The sequence below is a fragment of the Nocardia sp. NPDC052254 genome (genome assembly GCF_040679495.1).
In the GTDB taxonomy this organism is placed as follows: Bacteria; Actinomycetota; Actinomycetes; order Mycobacteriales; family Mycobacteriaceae; genus Nocardia.
In genome coordinates this window covers 1-23,350 of sequence record NZ_JBFAUW010000012.1, presented here as the reverse complement: position 1 = coordinate 23,350, position 23,350 = coordinate 1, and the positions used below count along the sequence as shown (strand labels likewise).

20 protein-coding genes are annotated in these 23,350 nt (G+C 67.6%); 9 read left to right on the top strand and 11 right to left on the bottom strand.

Features of this window, described 5'->3' with window-relative positions; translation table 11 throughout:
* Positions 1-542: 542 nt before the first annotated feature.
* A complete protein-coding gene (locus AB0L57_RS25840; protein ID WP_364967138.1) occupies positions 543-1,256 on the bottom strand; it encodes a DUF5642 family protein in 714 nt (237 codons plus the stop codon).
* A 336-nt stretch (positions 1,257-1,592) separates the two neighbouring features.
* On the opposite strand from AB0L57_RS25840, the gene AB0L57_RS25835 reads away from it, so the two are divergent.
* The 4 genes from AB0L57_RS25835 to speD all read left to right on the top strand — a co-directional run bounded on the left by AB0L57_RS25835 (position 1,593) and on the right by speD (position 7,663).
* Complete coding sequence (locus AB0L57_RS25835; RefSeq protein ID WP_364967135.1) at positions 1,593-2,528, top strand: PAC2 family protein; 936 nt, start codon at positions 1,593-1,595, stop codon at positions 2,526-2,528.
* A 63-nt stretch (positions 2,529-2,591) separates the two neighbouring features.
* A complete protein-coding gene (locus AB0L57_RS25830) occupies positions 2,592-5,099 on the top strand; it encodes a DUF3516 domain-containing protein (protein ID WP_364967133.1) in 2,508 nt (835 codons plus the stop codon).
* Between the two features lie 222 nt (positions 5,100-5,321).
* Entirely contained in the window at positions 5,322-6,437 is a 1,116-nt protein-coding gene (locus AB0L57_RS25825; RefSeq protein WP_364967130.1) for a type III PLP-dependent enzyme, read from the top strand.
* A gap of 8 nt (positions 6,438-6,445) precedes the next feature.
* The gene (gene speD / locus AB0L57_RS25820; RefSeq protein ID WP_364967127.1) at positions 6,446-7,663 is read left to right on the top strand and encodes an adenosylmethionine decarboxylase; all 1,218 of its coding nucleotides are present in this window, start codon (positions 6,446-6,448) and stop codon (positions 7,661-7,663) included.
* A 108-nt stretch (positions 7,664-7,771) separates the two neighbouring features.
* On the opposite strand, the gene AB0L57_RS25815 is transcribed toward speD, so the two are convergent.
* The 3 genes from AB0L57_RS25815 to AB0L57_RS25805 all read right to left on the bottom strand — a co-directional run bounded on the left by AB0L57_RS25815 (position 7,772) and on the right by AB0L57_RS25805 (position 10,185).
* Entirely contained in the window at positions 7,772-8,224 is a 453-nt protein-coding gene (locus AB0L57_RS25815) for a gamma-glutamylcyclotransferase family protein (protein WP_364967125.1), read from the bottom strand.
* 197 nt (positions 8,225-8,421) lie between these two features.
* Positions 8,422-9,216: an MBL fold metallo-hydrolase gene (locus AB0L57_RS25810; RefSeq protein ID WP_364967122.1), complete on the bottom strand. Its 795-nt coding sequence runs from the start codon at positions 9,214-9,216 to the stop codon at positions 8,422-8,424.
* Positions 9,217-9,276: 60 nt separating this feature from the next.
* Complete coding sequence (locus AB0L57_RS25805; protein ID WP_364967119.1) at positions 9,277-10,185, bottom strand: hydrogen peroxide-inducible genes activator; 909 nt, start codon at positions 10,183-10,185, stop codon at positions 9,277-9,279.
* 157 nt (positions 10,186-10,342) lie between these two features.
* Here AB0L57_RS25805 and AB0L57_RS25800 point away from each other — a divergent pair, with 157 nt between their 5' ends.
* The 3 genes from AB0L57_RS25800 to AB0L57_RS25790 all read left to right on the top strand — a co-directional run bounded on the left by AB0L57_RS25800 (position 10,343) and on the right by AB0L57_RS25790 (position 12,315).
* Complete coding sequence (locus tag AB0L57_RS25800; RefSeq protein WP_364967117.1) at positions 10,343-10,930, top strand: peroxiredoxin; 588 nt, start codon at positions 10,343-10,345, stop codon at positions 10,928-10,930.
* Positions 10,931-10,948: 18 nt separating this feature from the next.
* Complete coding sequence (locus AB0L57_RS25795) at positions 10,949-11,488, top strand: carboxymuconolactone decarboxylase family protein (RefSeq protein ID WP_364967114.1); 540 nt, start codon at positions 10,949-10,951, stop codon at positions 11,486-11,488.
* A 131-nt stretch (positions 11,489-11,619) separates the two neighbouring features.
* Positions 11,620-12,315, top strand: a complete 696-nt coding sequence (locus tag AB0L57_RS25790) for a PhzF family phenazine biosynthesis protein (protein WP_364967112.1) — start codon at positions 11,620-11,622, stop codon at positions 12,313-12,315.
* Positions 12,316-12,346: 31 nt separating this feature from the next.
* Here the strand turns inward: AB0L57_RS25790 and AB0L57_RS25785 are convergent, their stop codons facing one another.
* The 4 genes from AB0L57_RS25785 to AB0L57_RS25770 all read right to left on the bottom strand — a co-directional run bounded on the left by AB0L57_RS25785 (position 12,347) and on the right by AB0L57_RS25770 (position 15,329).
* The gene (locus AB0L57_RS25785) at positions 12,347-12,979 is read right to left on the bottom strand and encodes a DUF5134 domain-containing protein (RefSeq protein WP_364967109.1); all 633 of its coding nucleotides are present in this window, start codon (positions 12,977-12,979) and stop codon (positions 12,347-12,349) included.
* A 170-nt stretch (positions 12,980-13,149) separates the two neighbouring features.
* Complete coding sequence (locus AB0L57_RS25780) at positions 13,150-14,373, bottom strand: aminotransferase class III-fold pyridoxal phosphate-dependent enzyme (protein WP_364967106.1); 1,224 nt, start codon at positions 14,371-14,373, stop codon at positions 13,150-13,152.
* A gap of 135 nt (positions 14,374-14,508) precedes the next feature.
* Positions 14,509-15,141 (bottom strand): Pr6Pr family membrane protein, encoded by a 633-nt coding sequence (locus AB0L57_RS25775; RefSeq protein WP_364967104.1) that lies wholly within the window; start codon positions 15,139-15,141, stop codon positions 14,509-14,511.
* Positions 15,138-15,329, bottom strand: coding sequence for a hypothetical protein (locus AB0L57_RS25770; RefSeq protein WP_364967101.1), 192 nt, complete (start codon positions 15,327-15,329; stop codon positions 15,138-15,140). The genes AB0L57_RS25775 and AB0L57_RS25770 overlap by 4 nt, the downstream gene beginning before the upstream one ends.
* Positions 15,330-15,468: 139 nt before the next feature.
* On the opposite strand from AB0L57_RS25770, the gene hrpA reads away from it, so the two are divergent.
* A complete protein-coding gene (gene hrpA / locus AB0L57_RS25765; RefSeq protein WP_364967099.1) occupies positions 15,469-19,626 on the top strand; it encodes an ATP-dependent RNA helicase HrpA in 4,158 nt (1,385 codons plus the stop codon).
* Here the strand turns inward: hrpA and nrdR are convergent, their stop codons facing one another.
* The 3 genes from nrdR to AB0L57_RS25750 all read right to left on the bottom strand — a co-directional run bounded on the left by nrdR (position 19,627) and on the right by AB0L57_RS25750 (position 22,143).
* Positions 19,627-20,103, bottom strand: a complete 477-nt coding sequence (nrdR, locus tag AB0L57_RS25760) for a transcriptional regulator NrdR (RefSeq protein WP_364967097.1) — start codon at positions 20,101-20,103, stop codon at positions 19,627-19,629.
* Positions 20,104-20,259: 156 nt separating this feature from the next.
* Positions 20,260-21,513, bottom strand: coding sequence for a hypothetical protein (locus AB0L57_RS25755; RefSeq protein WP_364967094.1), 1,254 nt, complete (start codon positions 21,511-21,513; stop codon positions 20,260-20,262).
* Positions 21,514-21,651: 138 nt separating this feature from the next.
* On the bottom strand, positions 21,652-22,143 hold the full coding sequence (locus AB0L57_RS25750; protein ID WP_364967091.1) for a LysM peptidoglycan-binding domain-containing protein: 492 nt from the start codon (positions 22,141-22,143) through the stop codon (positions 21,652-21,654).
* Between the two features lie 242 nt (positions 22,144-22,385).
* Here AB0L57_RS25750 and lexA point away from each other — a divergent pair, with 242 nt between their 5' ends.
* The gene (gene lexA / locus AB0L57_RS25745; protein ID WP_364967089.1) at positions 22,386-23,156 is read left to right on the top strand and encodes a transcriptional repressor LexA; all 771 of its coding nucleotides are present in this window, start codon (positions 22,386-22,388) and stop codon (positions 23,154-23,156) included.
* Positions 23,157-23,350 lie beyond the last annotated feature (194 nt).

Here is a 23,350-nt window from a genome sequence, read left to right as displayed (position 1 = left end):
GGTTCCGTCCGCAACCGATACCGATCCGGCCCCTCCCGAGTACCGTCTCGCCGGCCGGATCCGAAGTCGCCGAGCGTGTGACGCCTGCGCATCGCCGTGCACCTGCGGCACCGGTCGCCGATTCGGGACGCACTTCGGACGAGACGCGGGATGCCGCGCTGTCTCGTGTCCCTGCCGGCGACGTGTCGCCCGGAATGACCGCGGCGCGCAGTGATTCGGCACCGCGGCCGGCCGGTTCGTCGGATGGCGGCGCACCGGTGGGGTTCGGATCGACGCGCGACCAGGCGGGTGCGGACCCGGGAACGGCGGATTCGGAGGGACGGCCTGCGCCGAGGCCGGGCCGGGTGGGTTCGGTGGGTGTGGTCATGGCTCCACCCTCCGGCACCGGCGAATCCGGACGTCCGCGCCGACCAGGGCATTCATCTTCGCTGGGGATGGCTCCGCGAACTGGGGACCGGATCATGCGACACGCTCGGACCCGAAGTCCGGTTGTCGGTTCCAGCTGTTACGGTGCCCGCGGGGAGCACGCGCCCGCCGCGGGGTCAGCGCCCGCGCACGTCCGCGACGGTCGCGGTGAAGACCTGATCCAGCCCGGTCGTATCGGGTTGAGCGGCACCGAAACTCATCGCCGTGGTCTGGATACGGACATCGCCGATCTGCGCGAGCAAGGTCCGCATGGTCGGATCCGCCGCACTACCCGCCGGTGCCCCCGTCGTGGTCCGGGCGAAGGCCAGGGTGTCGTCGGCGTCGACCGGTGGCGGCGGCAACAACTCGGTCGTGACCGTCCGGTCGATCGCCGCGTGGCGCACCCGCACCGTCGCGCAGTGCGAGAGCTCGGCGCCGAGCCGGGACAGCGGCTCATCGGTACGGGTCAGGACCACGGTGATCGTGGCGCGGGTCCGGTCGTCGGTACCGACCGTCACGGCGGTTCGTTCCGGATCGGGCGGGTCGGGGGCACAGTCGGGCGGATCGATGGTGGCACCCGGCGTGATCGCGGACAGATCGGTGACCGCCGCGGCGGCGCCGTCCCCGGCCGGGACGACCGTCGTGTAGCCGGAGGGAAAGCGGTCGGGTCCCGGCAGCAGACTCGACAGATCCCCTGCGGCATGCCTGGTCATCGCACTGCGCTGAACGGAGACCGGATGTCCGGGCACCGTGGACCCGCACGCGGCGAGTACACAGCCCGACATCGCGAAGCCGAGAATGCGGCCGAACCCGCGGCGCCTCCGCGAGGCCGGCGGATCCGGGACGCTCACTCCCACACTATGACCGATCCGGGCGATCGGCGCCGAACTGCCACGCCGCGATCACCGCGGGAATACCACCACCTGATCCGGAGTTGTGTTCTCCGGTAGGGCGAGAGGGTGGCCTACTTCCGTCGGGTACGGTGCTAGACCGCTAGTCTGCGGAGGTTGGATCCCCCGGTGGACCGGCGGTTTCCGCCGGATCGCACCACCGCACGCCGACCGGTACGCGACCTCCGCGCGCGTACCCTGGAAGGTGGCGGGATGGCGGGATCCGATAGCGAAGCAGCACCGGAAACGACATCGAAACGACTGAGGCGGATAGGGCTTGACCAGGGAGTTTGGCAAATGAGCAGTATGTACGAGCTGGAGTTCCCCGCTCCGCAGCTGTCCTCGGCCGACGGCGAGGGTCCGGTGCTGGTGCACGGCCTGGAAGGGTTCACCGACGCGGGCCACGCGGTCCGGCTGGCGACGACCCATCTGCGCGAAAGTCTCGAGTCCGAGCTCGTCGCGTCCTTCGATGTCGACGAGTTGCTCGATTACCGGTCCCGACGCCCGATGATGACCTTCAAGACCGACCATTTCTCCGATTACGCCGATCCGGAGCTCAATCTGTGGGCGCTGCGCGACACCGCAGGCACCCCGTTCCTGCTGCTCGCCGGGATCGAGCCGGATCTGCGCTGGGAGAAGTTCGTGACGGCGGTGCGGCTGCTGTCCGAACAGCTGGGTGTGCGCCGCAGTGTCGGCCTCTCCGCCATTCCCATGGCCATCCCGCACACCCGTCCGCTGGGTATCACCGCGCACGCCAGCGACCGCGATCTGATCGGTGAGCATCAGCGCTGGCCGGGCGAGTTGCAGGTTCCGGGCAGTGCGTCCTCGCTGCTGGAGTACCGGATGGGTCAGCACGGCCACGAGTCCATCGGATTCTCCGTGCACGTGCCGCACTATCTGGCACAGACCGCCTACCCGGAGGCCGCACAGACGCTGCTCGAGAGCGTGGCCGACAACGCCGGGCTGGAGCTTCCGCTGGCGGCACTGACCGAATCCGCGGCCCGGGTGCGTGAGCAGGTCAACGAGCACATCGCGGGCAATGCCGAGGTGGAGACGGTGGTCCAAGCGCTCGAGCGGCAATACGACAGCTTCGTCACCGCGCAGGAGCGCCGGTCGAGCCTGCTCGCGGGCGAGGCGGACCTGCCCACCGGTGACGAACTGGGTGCCGAATTCGAACGGTTCCTGGCCGAGCAGAGCGAATTCGGCGACGGAGACGACAGCGCCCAGCACTGACCGCGTGGCGCGCTGATACCGGGGATGCGGCCCGGCAGCGCGCTCCCGGTAACGTGGACGCACGTGCAGCTGTCCGAACTGGTTCCCGACCGTGCCGTGCCCGATGTGGATGCCGACTGGCTGTACGAGACATTCGCCGAATGGACCACCGCACAGGGACTGACGCTGTACCCGGCGCAGGAAGAGGCGCTGCTCGAGCTGATGACCGGCGCCAACGTCATCCTTGCCACACCCACCGGTTCCGGTAAATCCATGGTGGCGGTCGGCGCGCACTTCGCCGCGCTGAACCGCGGTGAGCGCAGCTACTACACGGCACCGATCAAGGCGCTGGTCAGCGAGAAGTTCTTCGCTCTGTGCGAGGTTTTCGGCGCGGACAAGGTCGGCATGGTGACCGGTGACGCCGCGGTGAATCCGACCGCGCCGATCATCTGCGCCACCGCCGAGATCCTCGCGAATCTCGCACTGCGCGAAGGCCCCGAGGCCCCGGTCGGCCAGGTGGTGATGGACGAATTCCATTACTACGCCGATCCCGACCGCGGCTGGGCCTGGCAGGTGCCGCTGCTCGAACTTCCGAAGACCCAGTTCCTGCTGATGTCGGCCACTCTCGGCGAGGTCGACCATTTCGCGCGCGATCTCGAGCGGCGCACCGGTAATCCCACAGCCGTCGTCACCGGTACCGAACGTCCGGTGCCGCTGATGTTCTCGTATGTGCGGACCCCCATCACCGAGACGCTGGAAGATCTCGTGACCACCAGCCAGGCCCCGGTGTACGTCGTGCACTTCACCCAGGCCGCGGCGCTGGAACGCGCGCAGGCCCTGACGAGCGTGAATTTCTCATCCAAGGCCGAGAAGGAGGCGATTGCCCAGGCGCTGGGCGGTTTCCGCTTCGCGACCGGATTCGGCAAGACGCTGTCGCGGCTGATCCGGCACGGAATCGGCGTGCATCACGCGGGCATGCTGCCGAAGTACCGGCGCCTGGTCGAGCGCCTGGCCCAGGAGGGGCTACTGAAGGTCGTGTGCGGCACCGACACACTCGGCGTCGGCATCAACGTCCCGATCCGCACCGTCCTGCTGACCGGACTCACCAAGTTCGACGGGGTCCGCACGCGGCGGCTCAAGGCGCGCGAATTCCATCAGATCGCCGGACGGGCGGGCCGCGCCGGATACGACACGGTCGGCACGGTGGTGGTGCAGGCACCCGAACACGAGGTCGAGAACGCCCGCCTGGTGGCCAAGGCCGGTGACGATCCGAAGAAGTTGCGCAAGGTGCAGCGGCGTAAACCGCCGGAGGGCTTCGTGTCCTGGTCCGAGGACACCTTCGACCGGCTCGTCACCGCACAACCCGAACCCATGGTCTCGCGGTTCCGGGTCACGAATTCGATGCTGCTCAATGTCATCTCGCGCCCGGGCAACTGTTTCGACGCGATGCGGCATCTGCTCGAGGACAATCACGAACCGCGCCCGGCTCAGCGCAAACACATCCTGCGGGCGATCCGGCTGTATCGGGCATTGCGCGATGCCGGGGTGGTTCAGCAACTCGACGAGCCCGACGCCACCGGCCGCCGGGCCCGGCTCACGGTCGACCTGCAACGCGACTTCGCGCTCGATCAGCCATTGTCGCCGTTCGCCCTGGCCGCACTGGAGCTCCTTGACAACTCCGCGCCCACCTACACACTGGATGTGGTGTCGATCATCGAGTCCACACTGGAGGATCCGCGCCAGCTGCTGCTCGCTCAGCAGCACCGGGCGCGCGGTGCGGCGATCGCCGAAATGAAGGCCGACGGAATCGAATACGACGAACGTATGGAGCTGATCGAGGACATCACCTGGCCACGTCCACTGGCCGAGCTGATCGACCCTGCTTTCGAGACCTATCGCGCCGGCCATCCGTGGGTCTCGGAATTCAGTCCCGCCCCGAAGTCGGTGGTGCGCGAAATGATCGAGCGCTCGCTGACTTTCGCCGAGCTGGTGTCGCAGTACGAGCTGGCACGCTCGGAGGGACTGATTCTGCGCTATCTGGCCGATGCCTACCGGGCGCTGCGCCGTACGGTGCCGGAGACGGCCCGCACCGAGGAGCTCGAGGACATCACCGAATGGCTCGGCGAGCTTGTCCGGCAGGTGGATTCGAGTCTGCTCGACGAGTGGGAGCAGCTCACCGATCCGGGCGCCGAAACCGACGACGAGCAACTCGCCTTCGGTGCCGACACCGTGCGCCCCATCACCGCCAATGAGCGGGCGTTCCGGATCATGGTGCGTAACAGCATGTTCCGCCGAGTCGATCTGGCTTCCCGGCAGCGCTGGGACGAGCTCGACGATATGGGCGACGGGCCGGACTGGGCCACCGATCTCGCCCCGTACTTCGCCGAGTACTCGACCATCGGCACCGGCCCGGACGCGCGCGGCCCGGCATTGTTCGGAGTCGAAACCGACCCGAGCTACTGGCGGGTGCGTCAGGTCCTCGACGATCCCGCGGGCGATCATGGCTGGGCCATCGAAGCCGTGGTCGACCTGGCCGAATCCGATGCGGCCGGTGAGGTCGTCTTCGACGAGATGACGGTGCGTGCGGGATGAGCGCGCGCACCCGCCGCGATCCGGCCGTCACGTCGATCCGGCGCCGAAAACCTGGCGTCGACACGCGAAACTGATCCTGTCCGCGACTCCGGCGCATCCCGGTTCACCGCAGCGTGATCAAGACGACCCCGTTCCGGTTCGTTTCCCGTGGCTCCGCGCTGATACTGTCTCGCTCGCTGCCTGCAGCGGGAGGCTGCCCAGAAGAAAGAGAGTTCCCTTAGATTGATCGGTACAAACGCGCCCGAGTCGCCCTATCTCGTCATCGATCTCGATCGGGTGCGCGGCAACTTCCTCGCTCTCCGCACGGCCTTTCCCTCGGCACGAATCAGGTTCGCGGTCAAGGCATCTCCGCTTCCGCAGATCATCGGTCTGCTCGACGAATTGGGCGCCGAATTCGACGTCGCCAGTGTCGGCGAGATGGAAATGTGCGTGGGTCTCGGTGTCGATCCGGCGATGCTCTGCTACGGCAACCCGATCAAGAAGGCCGCCCACATCGCCACCGCCTACGCCGCGGGGGTACGACGGTTCGCCTTCGACACCGAGGACGATCTGGACCGGATCGCCACCCTCGCGCCGGATGCCGAGGTCGAGTGCCGATTCCTGGCCTCGGTCCCGCAGTCGCAGACCCCGTTCGGCACCAAGTTCGGCTGCGCCCCCGGTGAGGCGGTCCGGCTGCTGGTGCGTGCGCGCGATCTCGGCCTGACCGTCGCCGGGCCCTACTTCCATGTCGGATCCCAGCAGCTGGATCCGGTGGCCTGGGAGATCGGAATCGAGCAGGCGGCCGCGATCACGGAAGCGCTGGCGGTCAAGGACATTCCGATCACGTCGGTGAACATCGGTGGCGGACTGCCGATTTCGTATGCCGAGCCGGCACCGGAGCTGTCGGAGTTCGGCGCGGTGATCGCCGAGGCCGCGACGCGGCATCTCCCCGAGCACGTCGATCTCGTGGTGGAACCCGGCCGGGCCCTGGTGGGCAATGCCGGTGTGATCCACGCCGAGGTCGTGAACGTGCGCATGGCGCCGGACGGGCGGCGCTGGGTGTATCTCGACATCGGCCGTTACAACGGTATGGCCGAGACCGAGAACGAGTACATCGCCTACCGGATCGAGACAGATCGAGACGGTGACCTCTCCGACGAGGCGGTGATCGCGGGTCCGACCTGCGACGGCGACGATGTACTGTATCAACGCACGCGAGTCCTTCTGCCGACCACGTTGCGAGCCGGTGATCCCGTTCGGATCCTCGATACCGGCGCTTATACGGCGAGCTATTCGTCGGTGTCCTTCAATGGTTTCCCGCCTTTGACTGTGCATGTCATCGGCGCTGAGCGAGAGTGAGTTTGCCCATGACGGCAGAATTCACCGGCTGGCACGTGCTGGCCGAGTTCGGTGGTGTCGACGTAGCCCTCTGCGACGATCTCGAACGACTCGAAACAGCGCTTCGTGAATCGTTGCTCGCCGCGGGGGTGACGATCTGCGAAGTGGTGCGCAAGAAGTTCGAACCGCACGGGGTCACGGTGCTGGCGCTGCTGTCGGAATCACACGCCTCGATCCACACCTATCCGGAATCCGGCGATATTTTCGTCGACGTATTCACGTGCGGCAGTATCGGTTCCGGCGCCACCAAGGCCGTCGAGCTGCTGCAGCAGGCGCTGAATCCGGAATCGGTGCACCTCGAGGTCGTGCAGCGCGGGCACAACGCCCGCCGGGTGCACGAACCCGTCGGTGCCGGACTGACCCGGGTGTGGGACCTGTCCGACGTCATCGTGGATGCGCGAACTCCGTTCCAGCACATGGTGATCGCCCGCACCGCGCAGGGCATTTCCCTGTTCTCCGACGACGATCGGCAGTCCACGGAATTCTCCCAGCTCACCTACCACGAGGCGATGCTGGTCCCGGCCTACGCCCTGGCCGCGAAGCTGGACAATGTGCTCATCATCGGTTCGGGCGAGGGTGTGGCCAGCCAGATGTCGGTGGCGGCGGGCGCCACGCGCGTCGACCACGTCGATATCGACCGGATGGAGGTGGAGCTGTGCGCACGACACCTGCCCTATGGCTACACCTCGGCCGACCTGCAGGACGCGGTACGCGGTGACGGTGCGATCCGTATGCACTACGCCGACGGCTGGGATTTCCTCGCCGAGGCCGAATCCGCGGGTGTGCGCTACGACGTGATCGTGATCGACCTGCCCGACGAGCGCGTCGAGGACGCTCAGCACAACCGGCTCTACGAGGAGGAATTCCTCACTCGATGCCGGACCCTGCTGGCCGAGGGCGGGGTGCTGGCGGCCCAGGCCGGCTGTCCGACCATGTGGCGCAACGAAACCCTCGAGCGTTCCTGGCGGCGGTTCACCGATCTGTTCGACACCGTCGTGCCCTACGGAAGCGACGAGCACGAATGGACATTCCTGTTCGGCGTCACCGAGCGGATCGACGACCCGGTCGCGGTGATGTGCGAGAAGCTGGGGCAGCTGCCCTATCGCGCCCGGACCGTCGACGAGCGTGCGCTGATCCGCGGCGCCATCGAGCCGTACGCGCTGCGGGAGATCGCCGCCCGCGCCTGATCGCGAGCAACGGCCGACGACGATCTGGTTGCACCACAATCGAATACACGAGGGCCGCCCGGGAATCGACTTCCCCGGGCGGCCCTCGCTGTCGGTCGACCTGTCAGCTCAGGCGCGCTCCCGTCGCCACTGCGCGGCGCGGTCGACGTATCGGTCGAGGTGATCGGAGACGAAGACCTCCGGCAGCCAGTCGTTGCCGGTGACCGCCGCCGACCAGACGAACGTCGGCACGGGTTGCTCCGCGCCGATCAGCTCGATGGGCCGCAGATCGTATTCCGGATCCTCGAACGCCTCGATGATCCGCCAATCCGCGACGGTCAGCCCGCGCAGCACCACGCCGCCCGCCATCCGGCCCGGCTGCGCCACCAATCCGGGATAGAGCCGTTGCGGCAGTGTCGCCACCCGCCAGTCGCGCGCGACCGCGACATCCATATCCGGAGTGCGCCCGAGCAGCACATCGAGTACGGGACCGAACTGCAAGGTGCCGTAGGCGAACAGATCGGGCCCGGGATCGTCCGGACGAGCCCGGCGCTGGGGAGCGGGCTTCTTCGCGGCGCTCATCGCCCGGCCCGTCCGACGCCGGCACCATGCCGCCGTGCGGTCATCCGATCACCACATCCGTTTCCACTCACAGACCCGTTTCCCATCTCTCCACTGTGCCCAATGCGCGGAGGGCGACTCACACCAGGCAAATGTGACCTCCATCACAATAATGAAGATACCGGGTCGGCGGTTGCCGGAAAGTGGCCGAGAGTCGGCTAGCCCACCGAGCGGACCGAATTCCCGGTGACCCGGGCGAACAGATCCGGATCGTGGGAGTTGACGATCGTGATCTCGCCACCATGTCCGCGGTTGAGCGCCACCAGCCGCCGCCGGTTCTCGTGGTAAGCGTCGCGCACGACGGTGCCGAGTTCGAAGGTCCACCAGAACAGCGGGGTCTTCGGTGCGACCGGATCGATCTCACTCGCGACGTAGAACGCGTCACCGGCGTGCAGCAGCCAGCCCGCTCCACTGTCCACCGCCACTCCGATGTGTCCGCGGGTGTGCCCCGGCAGCGGGACGACAAGGATCTCCGGCGGGATCCCCGGCAGATCCCGCACCGTACGGAAACCGAACCATTCGTCGGTGCCGTCGAGTTCATTGACCATCCAGCGCGGGCCGTGCGCCCACTGAGAGGCGCGATACCGGACCCGCTCCGCCAAGGTGCGCCCGGCGGTCGCGGCCCGGAACTCCGGTCCGTACACGTGCACGGTCGCCTCCGGGAAATCGGCCAGACCGGCGGCGTGGTCGAAGTCGAGATGGGTCAGGATGATGTTTCGCACATCGGCCGGGTCGTAGCCGAGGGCCTGGATCTGGCGGATCGCGGTCTCGTGTTCGGCCGGCCGGATACCCAGCAACGTCCGGCTGGGACCGACGAACCGCCTCGGATCCCGCGCCGCGTCGAGCCCGAACCCGGTGTCCACCAGTACCAACCCGGTCCTGGTCTCGATGAGCAGGCAGTGGTCCACCATGCCCATGGCCATGGTGCCGCAGTTGAGGTGATGAATCCGCACGCGCCGAGCGTTCCAGACGCTCACCGCCCGGTCAATCGGGGCGAGCGCCGGTGGAATTTCTCATAACGGACGCTGGGTGCGAATGATTTCCGCCAGTTGCTCGTAGTCCTCCACCCGGGCGGTCGACCCCCGGAAGACCAAGCCGATCGTGCGGCCGGGCGCCGGTGTGACGAATCGCGCGATATCCAATGTGCCGCGCGAGGTTTCGGCCGCAACCGCCATCTCCGGGATGAGCGTCACCCCCAGTCCGCCGCCGACGCACTGCACCACCGTGGTCAGCGAGGCCGCCCGAGTGTCGCCGACCGGTCCCGGCCGCACATCCTGGGAACGGCACAGGTCCAAGGTCTGATCCCGCAGGCAGTGCCCCTCGTCGAGCAGCAGCAGCGGCAGTTCACCCAATACCGCGGGGGTGATGTCGGACCGGCCCGCCAGTTCGTGCCCGATCGGCGTGACCAGCACGAATTCCTCTGCGTACAGCGGAACTTCGATCATGCCGGAGGCATCGGCCGGCAGGGCCATCATCGCGACGTCGAGGACACCGGTGCGCAACCCGTCGAGCAAGCGCGCCGTCTGGTCCTCGATCACGTGCGGGACCAGGGCGGGCAGGCGGCGGCGCAACTCCGGCAACAACGTCGGCAGCACGTAGGGCGCCACCGTCGGGATGATGCCCATCCGCACCGTGCCGCCCAGTCCGTCACCCGCCGCGGTGGCCACGAAGCGATCGGCGGCCTCGAGCGTCGCCATCGCCTGCGGCAGTAGCCGTTTGCCCGCGGCAGTCACCAGCACCCGGCGCGTACTGCGCTCTATCAGTTGCAGGCCCAGTCCGTTTTCCAGTGATGCCAACGCCTGCGATAACGTGGGTTGGCTCACATTCAAATGGGCCGCGGCGGTACCGAAATGGCGATATTCGGCGATCGCCACGAACGCACGCAGCTGTGACAGGGTGGGCTGATAAGTCTGATCAGTCACGCCTATCAGTGTAATGCAACTGATCACCTTTACCTTTTAACGGCTTTTCGGCAAGATCGACTGTGCAAGCTTCGACGGCGTCCCCGCACCCAGGAGGCGCCGTCACCCCCATGTCCCGCTGCGACATGACTCCCACAACACGACACAAGGAGACACCATGGCTCTGCTGACCATCGGCGACCAGTTCCCCGCCTACAACCTGACCGCGGTCATCGGCGGCGACCTGTCGAAGGTGAACGCTCAGCAGCCCGACGACTACTTCACCCAGATCTCGAGCGACGACCACGCCGGCAAGTGGCGCATCGTCTTCTTCTGGCCGAAGGACTTCACCTTCGTCTGCCCGACCGAGATCGCCGCCTTCGGCAAGCTGAACGAGGAGTTCGCCGACCGCGACGCCCAGGTGCTGGGCGCCTCGGTCGACAACGAGTTCGTGCACTTCCAGTGGCGGGCCCAGCACGAGGATCTCAAGACCCTGCCCTTCCCCATGCTGAGCGACCTCAAGCGTGAGCTCGCCGAGGCCACCGGCGTGCTCAACGCCGACGGTGTCGCCGATCGCGCGACCTTCATCGTCGACCCCAACAACGAGATCCAGTTCGTCTCCGTCACCGCCGGTTCCGTGGGCCGCAACGTCGACGAGGTGCTGCGCGTTCTCGACGCGCTGCAGTCCGACGAGTTGTGCGCGTGCAACTGGAAGAAGGGCGACCCGACCATCGACGCCGGTGAACTGCTGGCCGCCAGCGTCTGATCCGAGGAGTAATACGCAGTGTCCGTGGAGAACCTGAAGAACTCGCTACCCGAATACGCCAAGGACCTCAAGCTCAATCTGTCGTCCATCGCACGCTCGACCGTGCTGAACGAACAGCAGCTGTGGGGCACCCTGCTCGCCGCGGCGGCCGCCACCCGGTCGGGCACCACGCTGCGCGAGATCGGTGAGGAAGCCGCCGACACCCTGTCCGAGCAGGCGTACAACGCCGCGCTGGGCGCCGCGACCGCGATGGGTATGAACAATGTGTTCTACCGCGGCCGCGCATTTCTCGAGGGACGCTACGACGACCTCCGGGCCGGGCTGCGGATGCAGATCATCGGTAATCCGGGCGTCGACAAGGCCGACTTCGAGCTGTGGTCGTTCGCGGTGTCGTCGATCAACGGCTGCCAGCACTGCCTGGAGGCCCACGAGCACACCCTGCGTGAGGCCGGTGTGTCGCGCGAGGTGATCTTCGAGGCGCTGCGTGTGGCCGCGATCGTCGCCGGTGTCGGGCAGGCCGTGCAGGCCAGTGAGACGCTGGCGGCCACCACCGTCTGAGTTCGATCGTCTGTGCCGATGCCCCGTTCCGCACCCGCGGGCGGGGCATCGTCGTATCGGCGCCGGCCGAGTACCGCACCATCGGCGCGAAGTCCCGATTCGATCACTAGCTGCGAGTACGCTGGATCAGCATGAGCGAATTCGGCAGCGCAGGCGCACAGGTCGAAGTGGTCCGGGTGTTCACCGATGTCGCGGGCCGATTCGGCAACCCGCTCGGCATAGCCCGCGCGTCAACAGTGCTCGATGCCGACCACCAGGCCCTGGCAGCGCGCGTCGGCCACAGCGAGACGGTCGTCGTGCGGGACCCAGAGGCCGGACGTACCCGAATGCGGATCTACACCCCCACACGTGAGCTGTCGTTCGCCGGGCACCCATTGCTGGGCACTTGCTGGTGGCTGGCCGATCAAGGACATCCGGTGAAGGTCATCGACGTTGCGGCCGGACCGGTCGAGGTACAGATGCTCGACGACGGACTGGTATGGCTCCGTGCCCGTGCCGAGTGGGCACCCGAGTTCACCTTCGATCAGTTCACCGACGGCAAGTTGCTCGACACCGTCGACCCGCGTCATTTCACCGAGGGTCAGCACTACATCTGGACCTGGACCAATGAGGCGCGCGGTGCGATCCACTCGCGAATGTTCGCCCCCGCCATGGGAATCGCCGAGGACCAGGCCACCGGTGCGGCCGCGATCGCGCTCACCGCACAGCTGCGCCGCAGCCTGATCATCACCCAGGGGTCGGGCTCGCAGCTGTTCACCGAGTGGGACTCCGACGGGTGGGTTCGCCTGGGCGGGCGCGTGGTCGCCGATCACCCGGTGCTCGTATAGCGGCGGCGCCCGCCGCGGTATCCCGTACTCCTCAGCCCGCGACGCTCGCGACGAGCATGTACGCCGTACCCAGATCCATCACCACGTGCGGCACGGCGCCCAATGCCCCCGGAGCCCCCGGCAGATGCGAGATGTTGTGCCGCAGGAGATGTCTCGTACGCGGAATGATCAGCAACAGCGCGTCGAGTGCGAACAGCGCGGCGGCGATCGCCACGGGCACGGCGGGTGCCCTCGCCATGTCACTCGCGCCGTGCCGATGCCCCGACATCACCCACAGCATGGCCGCCGCGGCGACCAGGTGATAGCCCAACGTCGGCGTGCGAAAGTCCGCGGCGGTGAATGTCTTGCGCCACCGACCGATTCGAACCACCAGCAGGATCGCGTACACGACGATCATCGCGATGAGTACGCCACGGATCGCATCGGGCGCCGCGGTGGCGGGGAACAGCAGCATCGCCAGCATGACCAGACACATCATCAGGTGGGCGGCATCGGCCTCGTGGTCGGCCTCCCCCGCCGACCACATCCCGGCACGCAGAGCACCGGACGAACCGGATGCCACCGGCACCGAGATGTGGCGCACCGCCACGATCGCCGCGGCGACCACGAAGGCGGCGGCCACACCCCACCGCAGCGCCTCGTGCTGAATCATGAAAGAGCCCACACCCGACCACCTTCCGCCGCGACGCGTCCGTCTCACCATGCTCGCATCCGGCGAAGGAATGCGCTGCCCCTCCGGCGGGGCTCGGGCACCGGAGGGGCAGGTGACGGACCGGCCTCAGCGGCTGGTTCCAGGTGTCATGGGCGGCGACTCGGTCGATACCGCCGTCCGGCTCAACCCAGGGCGCGTTCGATCGCCGCGGCGAGTTCGGCGACCTGCTCGCCGGTGATCACGAATGACGGCGAGATCTGTAGTGCACCCTGGCCTGCCGCGCGTCCCGAGACCCCCTGGGCGCGCATCGCTTTCACCATCGCGGGCCCCTCGGACGGTTCGGCGAGCTGAATCGCGGCGACCGCGCCCAGACCGCTGCGCACCTCGGCCACCCGCGGATGATCGGCCAATGGTGCGAGATGCTCGTGTAGCAGTGATTCGACGTTCTTGCTGGCGTCGAGCAGATTCTCGCGTTCGACGATGTCCAGATTGGCCATGGCGGCCGCGGCCGAACCGGCATGACCCCCGTAGGTGTAACCGTGCCGGAACCACACCCCGCCGGAGAAGAACGGCTCGGCCACCCGCGGGGCCACGAACACCGCGCCCATCGGCAGATAGCCCGAGGTCAGTCCCTTGGCGGTGGTCATCAGATCGGGTTCGAGACCGAATCTCGTGGAGGCGAACCAGGATCCGCCGATCCGGCCGAAACCGGTCACGACCTCGTCGGCGACGAAGAGGATGTCATTGTCGCGGCACAGCCTGCGGACCTGCTCGAGATAGCCCTCCGGCGGCAGGTACACCCCGCCGGCGCCGATGATCGGCTCACAGAAGAACGCGGCGATGCGCTCGGCGCCCACCTCGTCGATGAGAGCGCGCAACGACTCCGCCGCATCCCATTCCACCGTGCGGGTATCGGCCATCAGTTCGCCGTAGCCCTCGTGGTTGACCGCGATACCGGCCAGTGCCGTCCCGGCGACGTGCATACCGTGATAGGCCAGCCGGCGGCCCACCAGCAGCGTCTTGTCCGGGCGGCCCAGCTCGCGCCAGTAGCGCCGAGCGAGTTTGGCGGCGGTGTCGACCGAATCCGAACCACCCGAGGTGAACATGACCTTGCTCCCGGGCACCGGGGCCAGCTCCGAGAGCCGTTGCGCCAGCCGCTGGGTCACCGGGGCGGTCAGGTCACCGAAATTCGAATAGTGCGCGAGGGTCGACAGCTGCTCCGCGACCGCGTCGGCGATCTCGCGGCGGCCGTGGCCGACATTGGTGAACCACAGACCGGCAGTGGCGTCGATGTAGCGTCGCCCGGCCTCGTCCCAGATGTAGGCGCCCTCACCGCGAGCCACCACGAAGGCGCCCTCTCGTTCGACTGCGCCCATATCCGCGAATCCGTGCCACAACGCGCCCATCGCCGACTTCCTCCTCGGTCGTACCTGGCGGCGACCACCTGTCCGCCGCGTCGCCAGACTACCCGTGCCATTACTCATCGGCTCAGCCCGCGAAGTTCTCGCAATCGGTGGGCAACCTCAGTTTCCGGACGACGTTCAGGCCGGGACCACCGCATCCCGGTGCCCACGCAACGATCCCAGCCACGCCACGGCGATCGCCATCAACCCGATCACCACCGCCAGGATCATCACGCCGATCAGCAGCGACGGATATCCCTGACTCCGCGGATCCAGGAACGGATACGGATACCAGTTCACGGCGTGCCCGCGGAACAGGCTGTACCCGCAGTAGACGATCGGAGCGGACAACCACCCGCCGATCAGCGCGGCACTGATCCGCAGCCCCGCCGGGACGAGGATCCAGTCGGCGACCAGCACGATCGGCAGCACCCGGTGCAGGGTGTGGTTGACCCACCGGTCGGTGAGCATCACGTCGATGCCCGACAGCAGCACCGCGTACACCACGCCGGTGATCAGCAGATACAGCGTCGCCGCACCGCGCACCACCTGCCAGCGTGCGGAGCGCGGATCCAGGACACCGCCGATCAGCAGAACCACGACACCGAGGATGTTCGATTCGATGGTGAAGTAGCCGAGATAGTTGCCGAGGGAGAATCCGGCGTCGGTACCGGTACGCAGCGGGATCCACAGCAGGGCAACGATTCCCAGCGCGGCGAAGGTGACGCGCAGGGCGCGGATCAGCATCGGCGTCCGCGCGCGGGCGATCATCGGGCCGAGCCGGCCGCCACGGTACGCCTGTCACCGGATCCGGTCCGTGGCGGCCGCAACCGCAACGCGTTGGCCACCGGCACCACCATCGCCCGTACCCACTCACGAACCACAGCGGCGATACCCAGCAGCACCGACAACACCTGAAGTGCGCGGACCCACATCGGCCTTCCCGAACCTGCAGTCATGGCCCGATGGTGACATACCGCCCCCCGAATCGGGACCAAGCTCACCGCAATAGCAACATTTTGGTTATCCATATGGTCCGGTTCTGCTTCGGCGCCGGAACCGGCCTGGTCGGGCCGTTTCGCTACCCTGGTCGATGCAATGACCTCGACTGCCGCCCGCACCCGTGAACTCCGTGCTCGCCTGACCGATCTCACCATCCGTGACGAACACCGGCTCCGCCGGCGGCTCGACAAGATGCGGTCGGACGCGGATTTCGAGCGACTGGACCAGGAGATCGACCAGGCGAACGGCCGGGTCCAGGCCCGCCGCGCCGCGGTTCCGGCGATCCGTTATCCCGAGCAGCTTCCGGTATCGGCCCACCGCGACGATATCGCCGCCGCGATCGCCGCCCATCAGGTCGTGGTCATCGCCGGCGAGACCGGATCCGGTAAGACCACCCAGATCCCCAAGATCTGCCTGGAACTCGGGCGCGGCATCCGCGGCACCATCGGCCACACCCAGCCGCGGCGGCTGGCCGCGCGCACCGTCGCCGAACGCATTGCCAGCGAGCTCGATACCGAACTCGGCGACGTCGTCGGCTACACGGTGCGATTCACCGATCAGGCCTCGGACCGGACCCTGGTCAAGCTGATGACCGACGGCATCCTGCTGGCCGAGATCCAGCGCGACCGCCTGCTGCGCCGTTACGACACGATCATCATCGACGAGGCACACGAACGCAGCCTCAATATCGACTTCCTGCTCGGTTATCTGCGGGCGCTGCTGCCGAAGCGCCCCGATCTGAAGGTGATCATCACCTCCGCGACCATCGATCCGGAATTGTTCGCCCGGCATTTCACCGATCCGGCCACCGGTGAGCCCGCGCCGATCGTGGAGGTCTCGGGCCGGTCCTACCCCGTGGAGATCCGGTATCGGCCGCTGGCTCCGGAGATGTCGGCCACCCGCGACGACGACGAACTCGACGACGGTGACACCCCGCGCGAGAGCCGATCCCCCGGGCGCGGCGGCGCGCAGCGGCGATCCGCCGCCGAGGAGGCCCGCGATCAGACCGATGCCATCGGCGACGCGGTACGCGAATTGCTCGCCGAGGGCGACGGTGACGTACTGGTGTTCCTCTCCGGTGAACGCGAGATCCGCGATACCGCCGATGCGCTGGCGGATCTGCGACTGCCACGCACCGAGATCGTGCCGCTGTACGCGCGACTGTCGGCGGCCGAACAGCACCGGGTGTTCCAGTCACACACCGGCCGTCGCGTCGTCCTGGCCACCAATGTCGCCGAAACCTCACTGACGGTGCCGGGCATTCGCTATGTCGTGGATCCCGGAACCGCTCGCATCTCACGCTATTCGATGCGGACCAAGGTGCAGCGGCTGCCGATCGAGCCGATCTCCCAGGCATCCGCGCGCCAGCGATCCGGGCGCTGCGGCCGCGTCGCCGACGGCATCTGCGTCCGGCTCTATTCCGAGGACGATTTCGACAATCGCCCGGCCTTCACCGAACCGGAGATCCTGCGCACCAATCTCGCCGCGGTCATCCTGCAGATGACCGCGCTCGGCCTCGGTGACATCGAAAGCTTTCCCTTCGTGGAACCACCGGACCGGCGCGCGATTCGCGACGGCATCGCATTGTTGCTCGAACTGGGCGCGCTCGGGCGCAATATCGCGCCCGAGGAGTCCCCCGCACGCGGGAACCGCCGGCGACGCGGTGGCCGGCGACGCGATGCGCCCGCCGCCACCGACGGGCGGGTGCACGCACCGGAAGGCGGTGACGATCTGGCATTGACCCCGGTCGGACGGCAGATGGCCCAGTTGCCGGTCGATCCGCGGATGGCGCGGATGCTCGTCGCCGCCGAGGCGGGCGGCTGTCTGGCCGAGGTACTGGTGATCGTGGCGGCACTGTCGATCCAGGATGTCCGCGAAAGACCGGCCGAATTCCAGCAGGCCGCCGATACGAAGCACGCCAGGTTCGCCGTGGACGGCTCGGACTTCCTCGCCTATCTCCGGCTCTGGGATTACCTGCGCGGACAGCGGAAGGCGCTGTCCTCCAATCAGTTCCGCCGGATGTGCCGTGACGAGTTCCTGCATTATCTGCGAATCCGGGAATGGCAGGATCTGCAGGGACAACTGCGGACCATCACCCGCGGGCTGGGCTGGTCGGCGAGTGATTCGGCTGCGACGCAGGATGATTCGCCGACGATGTCGGCGGACGGGGACGGCCGGGGCATACCGAACGGTGACGCCGTCCATCGCGCACTGTTGGCCGGGATGCTGTCGCATATCGGGGTCCGCGAGGCCGAATCGCGTGAATTCCTCGGCGCGCGCGGGGCCAAGTTCATGATCTTCCCCGGTTCGGGGCTGGCGAAGAAGCCACCGCGCTGGGTGATGGCGGCGGAGCTGGTCGAGACCTCTCGGCTCTGGGGGCGGATGGCGGCACGGGTCGAACCCGAGTGGGCCGAACAACTCGCCGGTGAACTGGCCAAACGCAGCTACTCCGAACCACACTGGTCCTCGCGGCGCGGAGCAGCGATGGCCTACGAGCGGGTGACTCTCTACGGCATTCCGCTGGTCACCCAGCGGCGCGTCGACTTCGGGCGCATCGACCCGCAACTGTCTCGCGAACTGTTCATCCGCCACGCTCTCGTCCAGGGGGAATGGCAGACCCGGCACCGCTTCTTCCAGCGCAACCGCGATCTGCTTGAGGATGTGGCGGATCTGGAACATCGGGCACGCCGGCGCGACATCCTGGTCGACGATCAGGTGCTGTTCGACTTCTACGACACCCGCGTTCCCGCCGATGTCGTATCGGTACGGCATTTCGACAGCTGGTGGCGCAAGGCCGAATCAGATGACCCCGACCTACTCGACTTCTCGACCGCCACCGTGGTCAACGCCGGGGCCGCCGCATTGGATCCGGCTGCCTACCCCGACAGCTGGCGGCAGGGCGAATTGAGTTTCCCCCTCACCTATCAATTCGAACCGGGGCAGGCCGACGACGGGGTGACCGTACACATTCCGGTGGCCCAGCTCGCCCACGTGCGGGCGGTCGGCTTCGACTGGCTGGTCCCGGGTATGCGCGAGGAACTCGCCGCCGCGCTGATCAAGACACTGCCGAAGCAGCTGCGGCGCAGTGTGGTTCCCGCTCCTGATTTCGCCCGGGCGGCGCTGGCCCGGCTCACCGCGCGGGCCGAACCCCTGCGCACCGGCCTGGCACGGGAACTGACGACGCTGGCCGGGGCGCCGATCGCGCCCGCCGATCTCGATCCCGGCGCATTGCCCGAACACTTGCGGATGACCTTCGCCGCCGAGGGCCCCGACGGCGCCGTCCTCGCCCGCGGAAAGAATCTCGCCACCCTGAAAAATCAACTGTCGCAGCAGATTTCCCAATCCGTCGCGAAGGCGACCAGCGCGGCCGAGCGCGCGCCCGCCACGAGCTGGACCGCACAGACACTGGGCACGGTGCCCCAGACCATCCGGCGCGAGGTGGGCGGGCAGACGATCACCGGTTACCCCGCACTGGTCAGCGAGGGCGACGGCGTCGCGGTGCGCGTGCTGTCCTCACCGGCCGCACAACACGCGGCGATGCGAACCGGAACCCGCACATTGCTGCTGCGCGAACTACCGACCGCCCAGCGGGCCGCGACCGCGGGGCTCTCGGCCTCCGACCGTCTGGCGCTGAGCCAGAATCCGTACGGATCACTGGAGCGGTTGATCGAGGACTGCCGCGCCTGCGCGGCCGATGAGCTGATCGCCGTCCACGGCGGACCCGTGCGGAGTCCCGAGGAGTTCACTCGGCTCGTCGAGAAGGTCCGGCCGCAATTCGCGACGACCGTCGCCCGGGTATTGGCTCTGGTCGTGCCGATTCTGGCGGCCGCACATCAGGTGCGCGCAGCCCTGTCGGAGACCACCGATCGCGAGATCGCCGACGATGTGCGCGGCCAGCTCGACGATCTGGTCTTCGACGGCTTCATCGGTGAATTCGGCAGCACCCGGCTCCGGGAGATTCCACGATATCTGCGTGCGGCCGAGGCGAGGCTGCGCGCACTGCCGGCCTCGGCCGACCGTGATCGCCACGGCTCGGCCGAGTTGGACCGCGTGCACGCGGTCTATGCACGATTGCTCGGGCGGCTTCCCGAAGCACGTCGCGGTGCCGCCGACGTCACCGAGATCTGGTGGATGATCGAGGAATTGCGGGTGAGCCTGTTCGCACAGCAGCTGGGCACACCCCAGCCGGTCTCGGCCAAGCGAATCATCAAGGCGATGGACGGAATCGGCGCCGCACCGGCCCGATCGCGCTGATCAGTCCGCGCCGGCGGCCACCGAGCGCTCGGTGCGATGCCGGCGCAGATCGGCGATCTCGCGTTCGAAGTCGTCGGCGGAGCTGAAGGACCGATACACCGAGGCGAACCGCAGATAGGCGACCTCGTCGAGATCGCGTAGCGGTCCGAGAATCGCCAGACCGACCTCGTGACTCGCGACCTCGGGCGCCCCCTTGGCTCGCACCGCGTCCTCGACCTGCTGGGCCAGCAGGTTCAATGCGTCGTCGTCGACCTCACGCCCCTGGCAGGCGCGGCGCACACCGCGGATGACCTTCTCCCGGCTGAACGGCTCGGTGACACCACTACGCTTGACCACCGACAAGATCGCGGTCTCGACGGTGGTGAAGCGGCGCCCGCATTGCGGACACGCGCGACGGCGCCTGATCGCGCTACCTTCCTCGGCCTCACGTGAGTCGACCACCCGCGAATCCGGGTGCCGACAGTACGGGCAATGCATCCGGGATCCTTTGTCGATGCCTGCGTCGGTACATACCGAGCCGCCACGTCCGACCGGGCGGTCGGCAGGTGCGGACTCAGCACGTATGTCCTGAGCTTTTCCAGGATACCCGCACGCTGATCCCCCTGGCCCACGCGGACCCGGCCCCTGCCCCGCTCAGGCCGTCAGTTGCCACTGGCTGGTCATGTCGGCGAGCAGATCCGGCAGGCGGGTCAGCAATCTCCCGGCGGCGAGATCCTCGGCGAAAGGCACCGACAACACCCGGTGCGCGAAACCCGGATTCGCTTGCAGGCGTGAATAACACGGCACCAGATCGCCGGTGATGTAGGTCCACCGCTGATCTCGATCGGCCCAGTTGAAGCTGGGCAGCGGAGTGCGCAGCGACACCGTGTGCCCGTCCATCACGGCCGAGACCGTGGTCGGAGCGAAAACCCCGGGCGCCCGTACGCCGGGTACCGCGGGTTTGGCGGCCACGGTGCTGACATAGGTCAGCACCCGGCCCATCGCACCGCGCCCCTCGGAGGTGGCATCCCACTGATCGGCGATGATCTGGTTCTGCTCGCGGTCGGTCATCCGCATCAGCGCATCGTCGGCACCGGCGGCCGTGCCCGAATCCAGCGACCGCCAGGCCTGCACGGCGTTCCGGTCGAGCACACCGGCGGCGTACATCTCCTCGATCGCGGGCAGCCCCTCGGCGGCGTATGCCTCGTGCATCGGGACCTGATCGAGAAATATGTGCTTCTGCATGATCATCAGCCGAGCCCGGAACCAGGACAGGTCATCGGAGGTCAGACGTGATCCCTCGGCGGCGAGCAGGCGGATGTCACCGGGGAGGAGGTCGACCAGTTGCGGCGGCGTGATCCGCAGGAGGTCCGCCACCGCGGCACCGAGCTGATGGATGCCCGGCACGCTGAGAATCGTTGTCACATCGCTCATATCGAAGAACCCCGACGCGAAGGAGCCTCCGGCCAGCCCCGCCAGGCCGGTCCACTGGAATTCGGGGTGTGCGTTGGTCAGCCGCAGATAGTTGACATAGACCTGGGTGAAGGTGCGGGAATTCGCCGCCACTCCCAGGTTCGGATCCCACGCCGCGAGGTCGATATCGGCATTGCCGGTCGCGACGACGAGCCAGTACTGATGCAGCAGAGCGGAATAGTGACGCGGTGCGACCCCGTCGGCGCGGGCGCCGTCGATCGCGGCGCGCAGCGTCGAAACATCGGACGGGAGTTCGGGATTCAATCCGCCGGCGGCGGCGCCGTCACCATTGACGACGGGGAGGTCGAGGTAGGTCGTGTACACCGCCTCTGCCCGCACCACGGGCATCCAGACGAATGCGAGCGCCAGACAGACGAACAGACCGGCCACGCGTGTGAGCCAACGCGCCCGCGGCGGAAAAGGGGTGTGCACCATGCTGGCTGGTCCTCGAAATCCGTTGTCGGCGAATGTAGCCCCGATCACATCTCGAGCACAGTAGCAATATGTTCCGGGCGCCACTCGAAAATTCCGGCCGGTCGGATCGATGCGGCACCGGACTCCGGACGCGAGCGCCTATCGCGCGGCGGGCACCAGCAGCGTGCGCCCGCCGGCCACTGCGGCGCCACGCAGACCGTTCAACTCGACAATGCGAGCGACGGTGTCGCGCACCGGATCCGCCGGCGCCACCCGTTGCGCCACCTCGGACAACGACTCCCCCGGCCGCACCTGAACCGTCTGCGTGGCCGCGGCCGGCGGCACACTCCGAACGTGCGCGATCCCGATCAGGGCGCATACCGCGGCGGCGGTGAACAGCGCGGTCGCGGCCAGGGTCGCCAGGTTCGCCCGGGCTCGCTGCACCCGCTGAACCGGATGCGGGCCGCGTGGCAGCCGCGTCACCGAGACCCGGTCGTACCCGGCGACGCCCGACGGGCGCACGCCGCGAGGGCGGCGGGAGTCGGCCCGGTCCACATCGCCACGCGCCGGGCGGGCCATGCGGACCGGACGCTCATCGAGCGAGCCGAACCGGATGTCGATCGTGCTGAATTCCTCGACCGCGGTACGCATCTGACGACCTCCAGGGAAATGTGCGGAGTGGATCACCGTTGGGAGCTGTGGCGTATTCGATCATCTGTTCGACGAACTGATGTTCGATTTTCTACCACGACGAGGCGGCAAAGTCATCAGCCACGCCGACATTCGTCGAACAGATGTTTGAAACCTGAGCGCGGGCGGACTACATTCGAACCCACGCGATCCGGCAGTGCCGGCACAAACCGACAGACATCCACGAACGGAGGACGGCGAGCGTGAGCGAACGTACGGTGGTCGGACACGAGGAGGCAGCCGCGCGCGGCTCGGTCTCCCCCGGTGGTGCCGCGGCATCCGCCGGTGACACCGAATCCCCCGGCACCGGCGCGGATCTCACCGTCCGCCAGCGCAGGGTGCTCGAGGTCATCCGGACCTCGGTGAACGAACGCGGTTATCCCCCCAGCATTCGCGAGATCGGCGATGCGGTCGGACTGACGTCCACCTCGTCGGTGGCCCACCAGCTGCGCGCTCTCGAGCGCAAGGGCTACCTGCGCCGCGACCCCAACCGGCCACGCGCGGTCGACGTGCGCGGTCTCGACGAGACAGCGATCCGGGCAACGGGTGCGGTATCGGGCCCACAGGCCGTGGCCGCCGAGTCGGGTGAGGCCACACCGATCCCGACCTACGTCCCGGTGCTGGGCCGGATCGCGGCCGGTGGTCCGATTCTCGCCGAACAAGCCGTCGAGGATGTGTTCCCGCTGCCGCGCGAACTGGTCGGTGAGGGGGCACTGTTCCTGTTGAAGGTCGTCGGCGAATCGATGGTCGATGCGGCCATCTGCGACGGCGACTTCGTGGTGGTACGCCAGCAGAACGTCGCCGACAACGGCGATATCGTGGCCGCCATGATCGAGGGCGAGGCCACGGTCAAGACGTTCAAGCGCACCGGCGACCAGGTCTGGCTGATGCCCCACAATCCGCTGTTCGAACCCATCGACGGTAACGACGCCCAGATTCTGGGCAAGGTCGTCACGGTGATCCGCAAGATCTGAGCGCTCGACTCCGGTCAGCGCCGGAACCGAGCGCGCAGTACCGGATCGTCCTCCCACCACAGACCGCTCCGACTCGGCTCGTCCGCATCCGTGGTGACCACGGATCGCGGTCGGGTTGGGCCGCACCACCGTCATCGATGCCCCGGATCGAGACGTTCAGGCACGACAGCGCCTGGTCGCACCGCTGGTGGAGC

Coding starts and splice junctions, on each gene's coding strand:
- AB0L57_RS25800 (WP_364967117.1), top strand. CDS start 10,343: ATGGCTCTGCTGACCATCGGCGACCAGTTCCCCGCCTACAACCTGACC.
- AB0L57_RS25750 (WP_364967091.1), bottom strand. CDS start 22,143: ATGCGTACCGCGGTCGAGGAATTCAGCACGATCGACATCCGGTTCGGC.
- hrpA (WP_364967099.1), top strand. CDS start 15,469: ATGACCTCGACTGCCGCCCGCACCCGTGAACTCCGTGCTCGCCTGACC.
- AB0L57_RS25775 (WP_364967104.1), bottom strand. CDS start 15,141: ATGATCGCCCGCGCGCGGACGCCGATGCTGATCCGCGCCCTGCGCGTC.
- nrdR (WP_364967097.1), bottom strand. CDS start 20,103: ATGCATTGCCCGTACTGTCGGCACCCGGATTCGCGGGTGGTCGACTCA.
- AB0L57_RS25755 (WP_364967094.1), bottom strand. CDS start 21,513: ATGGTGCACACCCCTTTTCCGCCGCGGGCGCGTTGGCTCACACGCGTG.
- AB0L57_RS25790 (WP_364967112.1), top strand. CDS start 11,620: ATGAGCGAATTCGGCAGCGCAGGCGCACAGGTCGAAGTGGTCCGGGTG.
- AB0L57_RS25780 (WP_364967106.1), bottom strand. CDS start 14,373: ATGGGCGCGTTGTGGCACGGATTCGCGGATATGGGCGCAGTCGAACGA.
- speD (WP_364967127.1), top strand. CDS start 6,446: ATGACGGCAGAATTCACCGGCTGGCACGTGCTGGCCGAGTTCGGTGGT.
- AB0L57_RS25815 (WP_364967125.1), bottom strand. CDS start 8,224: ATGAGCGCCGCGAAGAAGCCCGCTCCCCAGCGCCGGGCTCGTCCGGAC.
- AB0L57_RS25835 (WP_364967135.1), top strand. CDS start 1,593: ATGAGCAGTATGTACGAGCTGGAGTTCCCCGCTCCGCAGCTGTCCTCG.
- AB0L57_RS25770 (WP_364967101.1), bottom strand. CDS start 15,329: ATGACTGCAGGTTCGGGAAGGCCGATGTGGGTCCGCGCACTTCAGGTG.